Below are 15420 nucleotides of genomic sequence, written 5' to 3'. Positions count from 1 at the left end.
GCCCCGATCGAGAGATCGGGGCCTTCTTCGTGTCGCCTCCCGCTGCCCACCGCCGCGTGGGGCGCGGCCCAATGGACCGCGCCCCCGTCGTGTCAGGCCCCGTCGCGGGCCGGCCGGCGCCGGCCGCGCACCGCGAGGACCACCGCCACGGCGACCACCACCGCCGTCAGCAGCACCCAGTCCGGCACCGCCCGCCCGACGCCCGAGGCCCACTCCTCCACCGCGAAGGAGTCGTCCACGGACAGCAGTCCCGGCAGCGCGGTGGTGCCGTCGAAGACCAGGAACACCGTGCCCAGCAGCACGAAGAAGAGACCGGACAGCAGCGACGTCGTGTGCAGCCGGAAACGCCCCGCCCTCAACTCCCGTCCCCGCAGCCACCGGCGGCGCCCCAGCCCGTACCGCTCCCAGAACAGGGCCAGCACGAAGAGCGGGACCGCCATGCCCAGCGCGTACACGGCGAGCAGCAGCCCGCCGTAGACCGGGCTGCCGGAGATCGCGGCCACCGTGAGCACGCTGCCGAGGATCGGCCCGGCGCAGAAGCCGGCCAGCCCGTAGACGAGGCCGAGGGCGTAGACGGAGAGCGCGGTCGTCGGGCGGATGCGGCCGGACACCTCGGCGAGCCGGCGCGAGGCGAAACCGGTCCCCAGGATCTGGGCGACCCCGAGCGCGACGATCAGCCAGCCCCCGACGGCGACCAGCAGATCGCGGTGGCCGTAGAACAGCCGCCCGGCGAACGACCCGGCGGCGCCGAGCGGGACGAGGGTGGTGGCGAGCCCGGCGAAGAAGACACAGGTCCGGGCGGTCAGCCGCCCGGTGGTGTCGACGGAGTACGCGAAGAACGCCGGCAGCAGCAGGGCGCTGCACGGGCTGATCAGCGCGAGCAGGCCGCCGAGGAAGGCGGCGAGATAGCCGATGTCGCTCATCGCGGACCCTGTTCGCCCTGCTCGTCCTGCGCTTCCCGCCGGCTCTGCTCGTCCTGCCCGCTCTGCTCGTCCCGCTCGCCCTGTGCTTCCCGCTCGCCCTGCTTCGAGGAGCCGGACCCGGCGGCGCGGCCCGCCCCGGCCTCGGCGGCGGCCGCCTCGATGGCCTCGGTGAACGTGCCGGCGGGCTGCGCGCCGGCGATCGGCCGCCCGTTGATCAGGAACGACGGTGTGGAGGTGGCGCCCAGGCCGTACCCCTCCTCCTGGTCGCGGGCGACGGCCTCGCGTGCCGCCTCGCTCTCCGTGTCCCGGACGAACCGGTCGAGGTCGGCGACGCCCGCCTCCTGGGCGAGGGCGCGCAGCCGGGCGGCGCCGAAGCCCTTCTCCTTCGCGCCCTCCGCGTAGGCCGCGGCGTGGAACTGCCAGAACCGGCCCTGCCGGCCGGCCGCCCAGGAGGCCCGCGCGGCCGCCTCGGACTCGGCGCCGAAGATGGGGAAGTTGCGCCACTCGATGCGCAGGGTGCCGTCCTCGACGTACTTCCGCATCAGCTCCGGCTCGGTGTCGCGGGCGAACTTCCCGCAGTAGCCGCACTGGAAGTCGGCGTACTCGACCATCACGACGGGGGCGTCGGCCCGGCCGGCCGCCAGCGGGTCGCCGGCGTCCCGGCGGGCGAGCTTCAGCAGCTCCGGGTGGGAGCTCCCGCCGGGCCCGGCGGAGCTCTCGGCGACGGCCGACGAGCCGCCGGGGCCCGCGTCGGACGGCTTGGTCGCGGAGTAGGACGCGTAGCCGAGCAGCAGCGCGGCGACGAGCACCCCGGCCCCGATGGCGATCGGCCTGCGGGACGGGGTGGGTGCGGCGGACGAGGGCATGGTGGTGCTCCTGTACAGGAAGTCGTACGGACAAGGCGGCATGTGGCGGGGATGCGGCGGCCGGCGGCGGGACGCGGTGGCGGCGGCACCCGGCCCGGCCTATACGCGCAGTACCGACAGGGCGACCGGGGAGGGCGGGCCGAAGGGCGGCGGGGCGCGGAGCACCGCCCGGGCCGGGCGCACGTCGTCCCAGGCGGGCAGCGCCCCGGCGAGGCACGCGGGGAGCTGCTGCGTCGCGGGCAGCGGCTCGTGCGCCGTCGAACCGCGCGGGGGCATGCCCGGCCGGGCGCCGTCGTCCGCGTCGGGAAGCCCCCTGCCGCACCCCGGCACCGAGCCGGAGCCGGAGCCGGCATCGGCGGCGACCGCCGTGCCGGCGTACCCGGACGCCGCGACCGATCCCGTGCCGCCGTAACCGCCCCCCGGCGCCGCGGCCGCCCACGCGCAGCCGGCGAGGACCAGCAGCGTCCCGAGCAGCACACCCAGCACGGCCGGCAGCCGGTGCCCGTGGTCGCGGCCGGTCGGCATGGCGGGCGGTCCCTTCGGCGTCAGGAGCGGGGCGGCGGGCCGCCGGCGTGCGGGGCTCCGCACAGGGCGTGAACGATTCGCTCCATACTGCACCACCTGTGTCTGAGAACCGGCGAAATGGGTTCGCCACCGGTTCCGCGGGGGTGCGATCCTGGACTCCGTATGTCTACTTCCTTCGCCGACCTCCAGACCGCGCTGAGCGGGGCGTCGCTGCGCGACGCCCACCGGCTCGGCCGCCGTCTCGAGGGCGCCCGCCGCATCCGCAAGCCCGAGGCCCGGCAGGCCGTGCTGGACGAGATCGCCGCGGAGGCGGAGAAGTCCGCGGCCCGCACCGCGCGGCGCGCCGCGCGGGTGCCCGCGATCACGTATCCCGAGCAGCTGCCCGTCAGCCAGAAGAAGGACGAGATCCTGGAGGCGATACGCGACCACCAGGTCGTGATCGTCGCCGGTGAGACGGGCTCCGGCAAGACGACCCAGATCCCCAAGATCTGCATGGAGCTCGGCCGGGGCGTCCGGGGCATGATCGGCCATACGCAGCCCCGCCGCATCGCCGCCCGTACCGTCGCGGAGCGGGTGGCGGACGAGCTGCGGACACCGCTCGGCGAGGCGGTCGGCTGGAAGGTCCGCTTCACCGACCAGGTGGACCAGGACGCCACGTTCGTGAAGCTGATGACCGACGGCATCCTGCTCGCCGAGATCCAGACCGACCGCGAGCTGCGCGCCTACGACACGATCATCATCGACGAGGCCCACGAGCGGTCCCTGAACATCGACTTCCTGCTCGGCTACCTCGCGCAGCTGCTGCCGCGCAGACCCGACCTCAAGGTCGTCATCACCTCCGCGACGATCGACCCGGAGCGCTTCTCCCGCCACTTCGGGGACGCCCCGATCGTCGAGGTCAGCGGGCGCACCTATCCGGTCGAGGTCCGCTACCGGCCGCTGCTGGAGGAGGACTCCGACGACGCCGACCGCGACCAGATCACCGCGATCACGGACGCCGTCGAGGAGCTGATGGGCGAGGGCAAGGGCGACATCCTCGTCTTCCTCTCCGGCGAGCGCGAGATCCGCGACACCGCGGACGCGCTCAACAAGAAGCAGTACCGCTTCACCGAGGTGCTGCCGCTGTACGCCCGGCTCTCCCACGCCGAGCAGCACCGCGTCTTCCAGCAGCACACCGGCCGTCGGATCGTGCTCGCCACCAACGTCGCCGAGACCTCCCTGACGGTCCCCGGCATCAAGTACGTGATCGACCCGGGCACCGCCCGCATCTCGCGCTACAGCCATCGCACCAAGGTCCAGCGGCTGCCCATCGAGGCGGTCAGCCAGGCCAGCGCCAACCAGCGCAAGGGCCGCTGCGGGCGCACCTCCGACGGCATCTGCGTCCGGCTGTACTCCGAGGACGACTTCCTGGCCCGCCCGGAGTTCACCGACGCCGAGATCCTGCGGACCAACCTGGCCTCGGTCATCCTCCAGATGACCGCCGCCGGGCTCGGCGACATCGAGAAGTTCCCCTTCATCGACCCGCCGGACCACCGCAACATCCGCGACGGTGTGCAGCTCCTCCAGGAGCTGGGCGCGATCGACCCCGCCGAGAAGGACCCGAAGAAGCGCCTCACCCAGCTCGGCCGGAAGCTGTCCCAGCTCCCCGTCGACCCCCGGCTGGCCCGGATGGTCGTCGAGGCCGACCGGAACAACTGCGTCCGCGAGGTCATGGTGATCGCGGCCGCGCTCTCCATCCAGGACCCGCGCGAGCGGCCGGCCGAGAAGCAGACCCAGGCCGACCAGCAGCACGCCCGGTTCAAGGACGAGACCAGCGACTTCCTCGCCTACCTCAACCTCTGGCGCTACGTCCGCGAGCAGCAGAAGGAGCGGGGCTCCTCCAGCTTCCGCCGGATGTGCAAGCAGGAGTACCTGAACTTCCTGCGCATCCGCGAGTGGCAGGACATCTACTCCCAGCTCCGCACGGTCGCCAAGCAGATGGGCTTCCACGTCGACGACGCCGACGCCCCCGAGCAGTCGGTGCACGTCTCGCTGCTGGCCGGTCTGCTGTCGCACGTCGGCATGAAGGACGTGAAGGAGACCGCCGGCGAGAGCGGGCGCGGGAGCGGCGGCCGGAACGAGTACCTGGGCGCCCGCAACGCCAAGTTCGCGATCTTCCCCGGTTCGGCGCTCTTCAAGAAGCCCCCGCGGTTCGTCATGTCGGCGGAGCTCGTCGAGACGTCACGGCTGTGGGCCCGGGTCAACGCGCGGATCGAGCCGGAGTGGATCGAGCCGCTGGCCGGGCACCTGCTCAAGCGCACCTACAGCGAGCCGCACTGGGAGAAGGACGCCGCGGCGGTCATGGCCTACGAGAAGGTCACGCTGTACGGCGTGCCGATCGTGGTGCAGCGGAAGGTCAACTACGGGCGCATCGACCCGGAGACCTCCCGGGACCTGTTCATCCGCAACGCCCTCGTCGAGGGCGACTGGCGCACCCACCACAAGTTCTTCGCCGACAACCGCCGGCTGCTGACCGAGGTCGAGGAGCTGGAGCACCGGGCCCGCCGCCGCGACATCCTGGTCGACGACGAGACGCTGTTCGACTTCTACGACCAGCGGGTGCCCGAGCACGTCGTCTCCGGGGCGCACTTCGACTCCTGGTGGAAGCACAAGCACCGGGAGCAGCCCGAGCTGCTCGACTTCGAGCGCGAGATGCTCATCAACGAGAAGGCCGGCGCGGTCACCAAGGACGACTACCCGGACTCCTGGCGCCAGGGACGGCTGAAGTTCCGGGTGACCTACCAGTTCGAGCCCGGCGCCGACGCCGACGGCGTGACCGTCCACGTCCCGCTCCAGGTGCTCAACCAGGTCACGTCCGAGGGCTTCGACTGGCAGATCCCGGGCCTGCGGGAGGAGGTCGTGACGGAGCTGATCCGTTCCCTCCCCAAGCCGATCCGCCGCCACTACGTACCGGCGCCCAACTACGCGGGCCGCTTCCTGGACACGGCCGTCCCGCTCCAGGAGCCGCTGACGGTCACTCTGGCGCGAGAGCTCCAGCGGATGGTCGGCGTCCCCGTCTCGGCGGACGACTTCGACCGGTCCCGGGTCCCCGACCACCTGCGGATCACCTTCCGGATCGTCGACGAGCGGCGCAGGAAGCTGGCCGAGGACAAGGACCTGGAGACACTGCGGCTGAAGCTGAAGCCCAAGGCCCGCCAGGCGCTGTCCGCCGCGGCGGCCTCCTCCGGCCCGTCCGGCGGCTCCCTGGAGCGCACCGGGCTCACGGACTGGACGATCGGCGCTCTGTCGAAGGTGTTCGAGACCCGCCGCGCGGGCCAGCCGGTGAAGGCCTATCCGGCCCTCGTCGACGAGGGCGCCACGGTCGGGGTGCGGCTCTTCGACAGCGAGGCGGAGCAGGCGCAGGCCATGTGGCGGGGCACCCGGCGGCTGATCATGCTGGGCATCCCGGTCAGCCCGGCGAAGTTCGCGTCGGACCGGCTGACGAACCAGCAGAAGCTGGCGCTGTCCCGCAATCCGCACGGCTCGGTGCAGGCCCTCTTCGAGGACTGCGCCACGGCCGCCGCCGACCGGCTGATCGCCGACCACGGCGGTCCGGCGTGGGACGAGGAGTCGTTCCGGAAGCTGTTCGACAAGGTCCGCGCCGACCTGGTGGACCTGACCGTGCGCACCGTCGACCGCGTGCAGCAGATCCTGGCCGCCTGGCAGGCCTGCGAGCGCCGTCTCAAGGCCACGGGCAGCCCGACGCTGCTCCGCAACGTGGCGGACGTCCGGGAGCAGCTCGCGGCGCTGATGCCGCCCGGTTTCGTGACGCTGACGGGGCTGGGCCGGCTGCCCGACCTGATGCGCTATCTGGTCGCCGCGGACCGCAGGCTCCAGCAGATGCCCACCTCGGTCCAGCGCGACACCACGCGCATGGAGAAGGTCCACGAGATGCGGGACGAGTACGCCTGGCTGCTGGAACAGCTCCCGCAGGGCCGCCCGGTGCCCCGGCAGGTGCTGGACGTCCGGTGGATGATCGAGGAGCTGCGGGTGAGCTACTTCGCCCACGCCCTGGGCACCGCGTACCCGGTCTCGGACAAGCGGATCGTGAAGGCGATCGACGCCCTGGCGCCGTGACCGGGCGGTAGCCCTGGGTGAGTTCGACCAGACCAGCGGTCTCCTGTACAGTCTCTCTCGCAGCCGGGGAAAGCGACGGAAGTCGCCGGAAGAGGCCGCAAAACCTGGTCCTGTGGAGCAGTTTGGAGTGCTCGCCACCCTGTCAAGGTGGAGGCCGCGGGTTCAAATCCCGTCAGGACCGCGCCAGTACACGAAGGCCCGCATCGTATCGATGCGGGCCTTCGTCGTGTCCGCGGCCGTACGCGCCCCCGTGCGGGACGTCTTGACGCGGCCCGCCCCCGCGGGTACCCCGGTCTTCCCGGGCCCTCCCGGGGGCGTGCGGAGCCTCCCGCGCGCCCGCACACACCACGGAGGTGACGTGCATGACGGACACGGCGGGACGGCACGAGACCCGCGCGCTGCTGCGCGCCCATCTGGCGGCCGCGACGGGCTACCGCCACATCACGAGGACCTGCCCCGTCTGCCATCGCCTCCTGCGCCTCGCGATGGAGCGCCCCGAGCCCCCGCGGGCGTCGCGGACGCCCCGCAGGCCGTCGGAGGAGAGGGACCAACGTCCCCCCGAAGAGTGACCAATGCCCGGCGCGGCGCGGCTTGTTCAGTGGCAGGCTGGATTTTGGCAAGAGGCGCGTACTGTGACGGGTGTCACCGAACTGGTTCTCGTACATCGGGAACTTAACCCCTCCCTACAATGCCCCCATTTAATATGTGCCATTGCACTGGCCTCCAGGGGCATCCCGCCCCGACACCGATGTCAGACCGGGCGGTCCCCGCGGGCCGGCCGAAGGGCCGTCCGGCCCGGTCCGGGAAAGAAAAAATCGCGCTGGACCCGGCGGAGTCCAGCGCGATCGACGACGGAAGCCTGTTGGGGCAGGCGCACGTCAGGTGAAGCTAGAAGTGGGCGGATCCAGGGTGGGGGCCCCGGACATGCCCGGCAATACGGGGTGTTCAGGCCTCGCTGCGCTGCTGCGGAATACCCGCAAGCAGTGCGCGGACCTCTGCCTCGCGGTAGCGGCGGTGTCCTCCGAGCGTGCGGATGGACGTGAGCTTGCCCGCCTTAGCCCAGCGGGTGACCGTCTTCGGGTCCACGCGGAACATCGTGGCAACCTCAGCCGGGGTCAGCAGCGGCTCGGCATCAGGGGTGCGAGCGGTCATGAGCGGCCTCCTCGGGAGAACCGAACCATCTCGGTTCTTTCCTCTAAATTCTGCACCTTGACCCGCGTTGCCCGAAATGGCGGACGCGGGCCGAGTCGGTTATAGGACGAACGGCTTGTCCTCGGCACTACAACTACACCATCTGTCCAGCCACGTCGGCCAAACCGATGGAATTGCCCTCTGAGGTGTCCATCAGCGGCCGAAGCCCGATGGACCATGCCATAACGGACAGTCACGTCACAGTAACGATCAGTCACAGAGCGATCAGGAGTCACCAGACCCCCCATAGCGTGCAATGCAGAGCAATCCGCCCATAAGCAGGCGGAAGGAACCCTCCCCGGACTCCTTGTCCTATTTTGACACGAGGGTAGGTGATGGGCGCAAGGGCGCGGTAAGTGCCGTCCATCACGCTTGGGGCAATCGCCCGGATCGGGACCTACGTCCCCTCTGCGGCGAAGAGCGCTCCCAGCGCCCCCGTCAGTTGGCGAACTGACGGTCCCTCACGGCCCGCCAACGCTCCATCAGCCGTCCGTACGCCGCCACCGCCGCGTCGCCGTCCCCGGCCCGCAGCGCCGCGAGCCCCTCCGCCGCGTCCGCGGCCGACCGGTCCCCCGCGAGCTGGTCGCCCGGCAGCGCGTGGACGAGCCCGCCGTAGTCCAGCTCGACCAGCGACCGCGGGTGGAACTCCTCCAGCCACCGGCCCACGTCCACCAGGCTCTCGGTCAGCGGCCCCTCGTCGATGGTCTCCCGCAGCGTGCGCAGCGCCCGCGCCAGCCGGCGCCGCGCCTCGACCATGGGCGTGCGGTACCGCAGCGCGGGCACCGCCTCCTCGTAGGCCCGCTCCTCGTCCGTGAAGAGGACGAACCAGCCGACCGGCACGCCCCACACCGAGGTCCTGATCCACGGGCGGGCGTCCGGGTTGCGCTCCCGCCACTGCTCGAAGTCCGCCGCGGCCTGCCCCCGCACCACCGGCGGCAGCACCACGTCCAGGAGCGGCGCCGGCAGCCGCCCCGGCAGTTCCTCCAGCGCCAGCCAGCCCCGCAGCCGGGTCCGCCAGGGGCAGACGCAGACCACCCCGTCGACCTCGGCGACGAAGGCGTCCGCGCTTTCGTGGACGGGCACGGCGACCGGCGGCGTGGGCAGCAAGTCCGCCAGCGAGCGGCGCAGTTCGTCCTGCGCGGTGGGCGCCCGCCCGGCCCGGGCGTAGCGCGCCCAGTGGCCGCGCTCCGGCTCGGGGAAGGCCGCCAGCGGCTCGTAGATCCGCAGATAGGCCGCGTACGGGACAAGGACCGAGGACAGCGCTGGCATGCCGCGAATCCTTCCACGCCGGTACTCCCGCGAGTGGGTGATCCCGGGCACGGATCCTGATCTACGCACGCGTAGGCCTTACCCTTCTGCCCAACCGGACCTTCCCCACCCGCAGGAAGGCTCCTTTCCGCCGTCTCGTACTTGGGAGTCACCACCGTGACCGATGTGACCGGCGCCCGTGTCGACGTACTGAACACCCTGTTCCGATCGGAGCAGGGGGGACACGAGCAAGTCGTGCTGTGCCAGGACCGCGCCACCGGCCTGAAGGCCGTCATCGCCATCCACTCCACCGCCCTGGGCCCGGCCCTCGGCGGCACCCGCTTCTACCCGTACGCCTCCGAGGAGGAAGCCGTCGCCGACGCGCTGAACCTCGCCCGGGGCATGTCGTACAAGAACGCCATGGCCGGCCTGGACCACGGCGGCGGCAAGGCCGTGATCATCGGCGACCCCGAGCTGATCAAGACCGACGAGCTGCTGCGCGCCTACGGGCGCTTCGTGGAGTCCCTCGGCGGCCGCTACGTCACCGCCTGCGACGTCGGCACCTACGTCGCCGACATGGACGTCGTGGCACGCGAGAGCCGCTGGGTCACCGGCCGCTCCCCCGCCAACGGCGGCGCGGGCGACTCCTCCGTCCTCACCGCGTACGGCGTCTTCCAGGGCATGCGCGCCTCGGCCCAGCACCTGTGGGGCGACCCGACGCTGCGCGGCCGCAAGGTCGGCGTCGTCGGCGTCGGCAAGGTGGGCCACTACCTGGTCGAGCACCTGCTGGAGGACGGCGCCGAGGTCGTGATCACCGATGTGCGCGAGGACTCGGTCCGCCGGATCACCGACAAGCACCCGCAGGTCACCGCGGTCGCCGACACCGACGCCCTGATCCGCACCGAGGGCCTGGACGTCTACGCGCCCTGCGCGCTCGGCGGCGCGCTCGACGACGACACCGTCCCGGTGCTCACCGCCCGCGTGGTCTGCGGCGCGGCGAACAACCAGCTCGCCCACCCCGGTGTGGAGAAGGACCTCGCGGACCGCGGGATCCTCTACGCGCCCGACTACGTCGTCAACGCCGGCGGGGTCATCCAGGTCGCCGACGAGCTCCACGGCTTCGACTTCGACCGCTGCAAGACGAAGGCCGCGAAGATCTTCGACACCACGCTGGCAATATTCGCACGTGCGAAGGAAGACGGGATTCCGCCGGCCGCCGCGGCCGACCGGATCGCCGAGCAGCGCATGGCGGAGGCCCGCCGGCGCTGACCTCGCGGACACGTCCGACCGCCGGCCGGGGAGACAAGACTCACCCCGGTCGGCGGGTCGTGCCCGAAGAAGAGGTTAAAATCGCAGTTGACCAGCGAGGACAACGCGCCTCGAGGGTCCTGTGAAGTGGCACCTCATGCGGGCGGCGTACCGTATGGCCGCGGAAGCAGGTACCGTTGAAACCTACGGACCGAGCTCTTCGAGGAGAGCCCGTTCCGCATCATGAACGCGTGTCAAGACTCTGGGGCCGTCGAGCCCCGTCACCGAGGGGGTCGAGCCATGGGGCGCGGCCGGGCCAAGGCCAAGCAGACAAAGGTCGCCCGCCAGCTGAAGTACAACAGCGGCGGGACTGACCTGTCGCGTCTGGCCAACGAGCTGGGCGCTTCTACTCCGAGTCCGATCTCGAACCAGCCGCCCAACGGCGAGCCGTTCGAGGACGACGACGAGGAAGACGACCCGTACGCGCGGTACGCGGACATGTACAACGACGACGAGGACGAGGACGACGAGTCCGGTTCCTCGTCTCAGCGCCGCGGCGCTTGACGCTTGACTCACCGACCCGGTCCGGGCTTGCCCCGGACCGGGTTCTGTGTGCTCCGCGTCGGGTGTCGTGGCGTCGTACGGACCGGTGCCGCGGGTCCGACCGGCGGCTGCCCGGAGGCAGCCGCCTCATCGGTGTGCCCGGATCCGGCTCCGCGATCCGGGCGCCCCTCGGCTAGCGCGCGTATCCGCCGGTGAGTTCCGCGCCGCCGGCGTGGTCGCCGCGGGCGACGATCCGGCCGGCGACCCAGGCGTCCACGCCGCGGTCGGCGAGGGTGGTCAGCGCCACGTCCACGGAGGTCTCCGGGACGACGGCCATCATGCCCACGCCCATGTTCAGGGTCTTCTCCAGCTCCAGCCGCTCGACGGCGCCGGCGGTGCCGACGAGGTCGAACACGGCGCCCGGCGTCCAGGTGCCGCGGTCCACCGTGGCGTGCAGGCCGTCCGGGATCACCCGGGCCAGGTTGGCCGCGAGGCCGCCGCCGGTGATGTGGCTGAAGGCGTGCACCTCGGTCGTCCGGGTGACCGCCAGGCAGTCCAGCGAGTAGATCCTGGTCGGCTCCAGCAGCTCCTCGCCGAGGGTCCTGCCGAGCTCCTCCACATGCGCGTCGAGCGACATGCCCGCGCGGTCGAAGAGCACGTGCCGGACGAGCGAGTACCCGTTCGAGTGAAGCCCGGAGGACGCCATGGCGATGACCACGTCGCCCTCACGGATCCGGTCGGGGCCCAGCAGCCGGTCCGCCTCGACCACGCCCGTGCCGGCGCCGGCGACGTCGAAGTCGTCGGGGCCGAGCAGGCCGGGGTGCTCGGCGGTCTCGCCGCCGACCAGGGCCGTGCCGGCGAGCACGCAGCCCTCGGCGATGCCCTTGACGATCCCGGCGACCCGCTCGGGGTGCACCTTGCCGACGCAGATGTAGTCGGTCATGAACAGGGGCTCGGCACCGCACACGACGATGTCGTCCATGACCATGGCGACCAGGTCGTGGCCGATCGTGTCGTAGACACCCATCTGACGGGCGATGTCGACCTTGGTACCGACGCCGTCGGTGGCCGAGGCGAGCAGCGGACGCTCGTAGCGCTTGAGGGCGGAGGCGTCGAAGAGGCCGGCGAATCCGCCGAGACCGCCGAGACCGGCGACCTCGGGGCGCTGCGTCTTCTTCACCCACTCCTTCATCAGCTCGACGGCGCGGTCGCCCGCTTCGATGTCGACGCCCGCACCTGCGTAGCTGGCGCCGCCGTCGGCAGGATGTGCCTGGGACATGGCTTTATGAGCTTTCGTGTCGTACTGCGCGGTCTTACGGACGACGGAGGGCGTCGGCGGCCGCCGTCGCGGCGGGCCCGGCGGCCAGCTCGGTCTCCAGGAGCTGCTTGCCGAGCAGCTCGGGATCGGGCAGCTCCATCGGGTACTCGCCGTCGAAGCAGGCGCGGCACAGGTTCGGCTTGGCGATGGTGGTCGCCTCGATCATGCCGTCGATGGAGATGTAGGACAGCGAGTCGGCCCCGAGCGAGGTGCCGATCTCGTCGATCGTCATGCCGTTGGCGATGAGCTCGGCGCGGGTGGCGAAGTCGATGCCGAAGAAGCACGGCCACTTCACCGGCGGCGAGGAGATCCGGATGTGGACCTCGGCTGCGCCCGCCTCGCGGAGCATCTTGACCAGCGCGCGCTGGGTGTTCCCGCGGACGATCGAGTCGTCGACGACGACGAGCCGCTTGCCGCGGATGACTTCCTTCAGCGGGTTCAGCTTCAGCCGGATGCCGAGCTGGCGGATGGTCTGCGAGGGCTGGATGAAGGTGCGGCCCACGTAGGCGTTCTTCACCAGGCCGGAGCCGTACGGGATACCGCTCGCCTCGGCGTAGCCGATGGCGGCGGGCGTGCCGGACTCCGGCGTCGCTATGACCAGATCCGCCTCGACGGGCGCTTCCTTGGCGAGTTTCCGGCCCATTTCGACCCGCGAGAGGTACACGTTCCGACCGGCGATGTCCGTGTCGGGACGGGCCAGGTAGACGTACTCGAAGACACAGCCCTTGGGCTTCGCTTCTGCGAATCGAGAGGTGCGGATGCCGTTCTCGTCGATGGCGATCATCTCGCCCGGCTCGACCTCCCGCACGAAGCTCGCGCCGCAGATGTCGAGCGCCGCCGACTCGGAGGCGACGACCCAGCCGCGCTCCAGGCGGCCGAGGACCAGCGGGCGGATGCCCTGCGGGTCGCGGGCCGCGTAGAGGGTGCCCTCGTCCATGAAGACCAGCGAGAACGCGCCCCGGACCTCGGGGAGGATCTTGGCGGCGGCCTCCTCGACGGTCAGCGGCTTGCCGTCGTCGTCGACCTGGCCGGCCAGCAGCGCGGTGACCAGATCGGTGTCGTTGGTCGCCGCGACCTGGGTCGCCCGGCCGTTCTCCTTGGGGAGCTTCGCGACCATCTCGGCGAGCTGGGCCGTGTTGACCAGGTTCCCGTTGTGGCCGAGCGCGATCGAGCCGTGGGCCGTGGCCCGGAAGGTCGGCTGCGCGTTCTCCCAGACGGAGGCACCGGTGGTCGAGTAGCGGGCGTGACCGACCGCGATATGACCGCTCAGGGAGCCGAGGGAGGTCTCGTCGAACACCTGGGACACGAGCCCCATGTCCTTGAAGACGAGGATCTGAGAGCCGTTGCTGACCGCGATACCCGCGGATTCCTGGCCTCGATGTTGGAGGGCGTAGAGCCCGAAGTAAGTGAGCTTCGCGACCTCTTCACCCGGAGCCCAGACACCGAAGACGCCGCAAGCGTCCTGGGGGCCCTTCTCACCGGGGAGCAGGTCGTGGTTGAGTCGTCCGTCACCACGTGGCACGGCACCGAGTGTAGGCGAGATCGACCACTGGTCCGAATTGGGGATGCCCGGGAACTCCTCTCCGGGACCTTTGAGGACCACCGGGACCCCACCCGGAACCGCGCGTTCCCACGCTCCCCGAGGCCCTCCCGGCAGGCTCCCCAAGATCGTCCGGGTGTCCATTTCGGCGTCCGCATGCCGGGACGATCGTTGACACGCCTGGTCGGGCTCGGCCAGGCTCCCGGGTCATGCAGCTTCCCGGTGACCGGACGGTCACACTCGTGGAGCGCCGCCACGTCGACCTGGTCCGTGTCGCGAGCGCCATCTGTCGCTGCGTGCGCTAGTTCACACTCCGGCCCGCCGTCCGCGCGGGTCCGCACCCCTGATCCCGGGCCCCGCCCGCTCTCCTCCCCCGCCCTCCCGCGTGCGCCTCCGTGCCCGTTCCGGGAAGGTCTGCACCCCTGTGTCTGGAGACACCTGTGAACGCGTACGAGCCCTCCCTGTCCCGGCGTGCCTTCGCCGGCGCCACCGTCGCCGGCGCCGCCGCGGCAGCCGTCGGACTCCCCGCGACCGACGCCGCCGCGTCCGGACCCGGGGAACGCCCCTTCCGTGCCTCGCGCTCCCTCGGCCGGCACTCCCGGCGCCCCAACATCCTGTTCATCCTCGGCGACGACCTCGGCTGGGCCGACCTGTCCTCGTACGGATCGACCCACATACGCACCCCCCACCTGGACCGGCTCGCCCGGCAGGGCGTGCGCTTCACCGACGCCTACGCGGGATCCGCGACCTGCTCCCCCACCCGCTTCAGCCTCTACACCGGCCGCTTCCCCGGCCGCACGAAGGGCGGGCTCGCCGAACCGATCGCCGACCGCACGGCGGGCCTGGAGCCCACCCACCCCACGCTCGCCTCGCTGCTGCGCGACGCCGGCTACGCCACCGCGCTGATCGGCAAGTGGCACGCCGGCTACCTGCCCGACTACAGCCCCACCCGCTCCGGCTGGGACGAGTTCTTCGGCAACTTCGGCGGCGCCCTGGAGTACTACTCCAAACTGGGGCTCGGCGGCGAATACGACCTCTACGAGGGCGACGCCGAGTACCAGGACCTGCGCTACTACACCCGCATCCTGACCGAGCGGGCGAGCGAGTACGTCGGACGCGACCACGGGAAGCCGTGGCTGCTCAACCTCAACTTCACCACCCCGCACTGGCCCTGGATCGCCGACGGCGACACCGAGGAGAGCGCCGCCGTCACCGCGCGGATCAAGGCGGGAGACGGGCGGGCGCTCTTCCACAACGACGGCGGCTCGCTCGACAAGTACCGGGAGATGGTCGAGGACCTCGACCGCTCCGTAGGCCGGGTGCTGGACGCCCTCCGGCGGTCCGGGCAGGAGAAGGACACCCTCGTCTTCTTCGCCAGCGACAACGGCGGCGAGCGCTTCTCCTACAACTGGCCGCTGTCGGGCAACAAGTCCTCGCTCCAGGAGGGCGGCATCCGGGTCCCGTCGATCCTGCGCTGGCCGGCCCGCATCGAGGGACACCAGGTCAGCGACCTGCCGGTGTACACACCGGACTGGACGGCGACCCTGCTGGAGATCGGCGGCGCCCGCCCCCACCCGGCGTACCCGCTGGACGGCACCTCGCTCGCGGGCCATCTGCTGCGCGGCGCCGACGTGCCCGAGCGGGATCTGTTCTGGCGGGTGCGCGGCGAGCGCGCGCTGCGGCGCGGCGACTGGAAGTACTACCGCGGCAAGACCGGCCGCGACCAGCTCTTCCGGCTCTCCGAGGACGTCCGCGAGCAGGCCGACCGGGCCACGGCGGAACCGGCCCGGCTGGCGGAGCTGCGCACCGCCTGGGAGACCGTGAACGGCACGCTGCTGCCCTACCCGTCCTGACCCGGCTGTGCCGTCCCCGCGCCCTCGGGGGCGGGGACGGCGTGCCGCC

The 15420-nt window shown here is 71.5% G+C and carries 13 protein-coding genes and 1 tRNA gene; 7 read left to right on the top strand and 7 right to left on the bottom strand.

Translation table 11 applies throughout. The annotated features are described in order from the left end of the window. Window positions 1-92: 92 nt before the first annotated feature. The 3 genes from JE024_RS18375 to JE024_RS18365 all read right to left on the bottom strand — a co-directional run bounded on the left by JE024_RS18375 (window position 93) and on the right by JE024_RS18365 (window position 2314). A complete protein-coding gene (locus JE024_RS18375; RefSeq protein WP_205374629.1) occupies window positions 93-923 on the bottom strand; it encodes a cytochrome c biogenesis CcdA family protein in 831 nt (276 codons plus the stop codon). Then, window positions 920-1789: a DsbA family protein gene (locus JE024_RS18370; RefSeq protein WP_205374628.1), complete on the bottom strand. Its 870-nt coding sequence runs from the start codon at window positions 1787-1789 to the stop codon at window positions 920-922. Before JE024_RS18370 ends, JE024_RS18375 begins: the two co-directional genes overlap by 4 nt. 99 nt (window positions 1790-1888) lie before the next feature. Then, the gene (locus JE024_RS18365) at window positions 1889-2314 is read right to left on the bottom strand and encodes a hypothetical protein (RefSeq protein ID WP_205374627.1); all 426 of its coding nucleotides are present in this window, start codon (window positions 2312-2314) and stop codon (window positions 1889-1891) included. Between the two features lie 162 nt (window positions 2315-2476). Between JE024_RS18365 and hrpA the strand changes: the two genes are divergently transcribed. From hrpA to JE024_RS18350, 3 genes are all read left to right on the top strand, one after another. Continuing rightward, a complete protein-coding gene (hrpA, locus tag JE024_RS18360) occupies window positions 2477-6430 on the top strand; it encodes an ATP-dependent RNA helicase HrpA (RefSeq protein ID WP_205374626.1) in 3954 nt (1317 codons plus the stop codon). Between the two features lie 106 nt (window positions 6431-6536). Continuing rightward, window positions 6537-6611 (top strand) — tRNA-Asp (locus tag JE024_RS18355). 181 nt (window positions 6612-6792) lie between these two features. After that, a complete protein-coding gene (locus tag JE024_RS18350; protein WP_205376776.1) occupies window positions 6793-6999 on the top strand; it encodes a DUF6274 family protein in 207 nt (68 codons plus the stop codon). Window positions 7000-7375: 376 nt separating this feature from the next. Here JE024_RS18350 and bldC read toward each other — a convergent pair whose 3' ends face one another. Beyond that, a complete protein-coding gene (bldC, locus tag JE024_RS18345) occupies window positions 7376-7582 on the bottom strand; it encodes a developmental transcriptional regulator BldC (protein ID WP_003949541.1) in 207 nt (68 codons plus the stop codon). 477 nt (window positions 7583-8059) lie between these two features. Then, entirely contained in the window at window positions 8060-8890 is an 831-nt protein-coding gene (locus JE024_RS18340) for a DUF8083 family protein (protein ID WP_205374625.1), read from the bottom strand. A gap of 156 nt (window positions 8891-9046) precedes the next feature. Here JE024_RS18340 and JE024_RS18335 point away from each other — a divergent pair, with 156 nt between their 5' ends. Beyond that, window positions 9047-10138: a Leu/Phe/Val dehydrogenase gene (locus tag JE024_RS18335; RefSeq protein ID WP_205374624.1), complete on the top strand. Its 1092-nt coding sequence runs from the start codon at window positions 9047-9049 to the stop codon at window positions 10136-10138. Window positions 10139-10417: 279 nt separating this feature from the next. Then, complete coding sequence (locus JE024_RS18330; RefSeq protein WP_205374623.1) at window positions 10418-10681, top strand: DUF3073 domain-containing protein; 264 nt, start codon at window positions 10418-10420, stop codon at window positions 10679-10681. 172 nt (window positions 10682-10853) lie between these two features. On the opposite strand, the gene purM is transcribed toward JE024_RS18330, so the two are convergent. Next, complete coding sequence (gene purM / locus JE024_RS18325) at window positions 10854-11939, bottom strand: phosphoribosylformylglycinamidine cyclo-ligase (protein WP_205374622.1); 1086 nt, start codon at window positions 11937-11939, stop codon at window positions 10854-10856. Between the two features lie 34 nt (window positions 11940-11973). Beyond that, window positions 11974-13500: an amidophosphoribosyltransferase gene (gene purF / locus JE024_RS18320; RefSeq protein ID WP_205374621.1), complete on the bottom strand. Its 1527-nt coding sequence runs from the start codon at window positions 13498-13500 to the stop codon at window positions 11974-11976. A 227-nt stretch (window positions 13501-13727) separates the two neighbouring features. On the opposite strand from purF, the gene JE024_RS42310 reads away from it, so the two are divergent. Further along, on the top strand, window positions 13728-13823 hold the full coding sequence (locus JE024_RS42310; protein WP_355649107.1) for a putative leader peptide: 96 nt from the start codon (window positions 13728-13730) through the stop codon (window positions 13821-13823). Window positions 13824-13958: 135 nt separating this feature from the next. Further along, the gene (locus tag JE024_RS18315) at window positions 13959-15371 is read left to right on the top strand and encodes a sulfatase-like hydrolase/transferase (RefSeq protein WP_205374620.1); all 1413 of its coding nucleotides are present in this window, start codon (window positions 13959-13961) and stop codon (window positions 15369-15371) included. Window positions 15372-15420: the final 49 nt, after the last annotated feature.

It is taken from the genome of Streptomyces zhihengii (assembly GCF_016919245.1).
GTDB lineage: Bacteria > Actinomycetota > Actinomycetes > Streptomycetales > Streptomycetaceae > Streptomyces > Streptomyces zhihengii.
The sequence above is the reverse complement of the archived record's forward strand: the minus strand, read 5'-3'. Positions and strand labels throughout refer to the sequence as shown.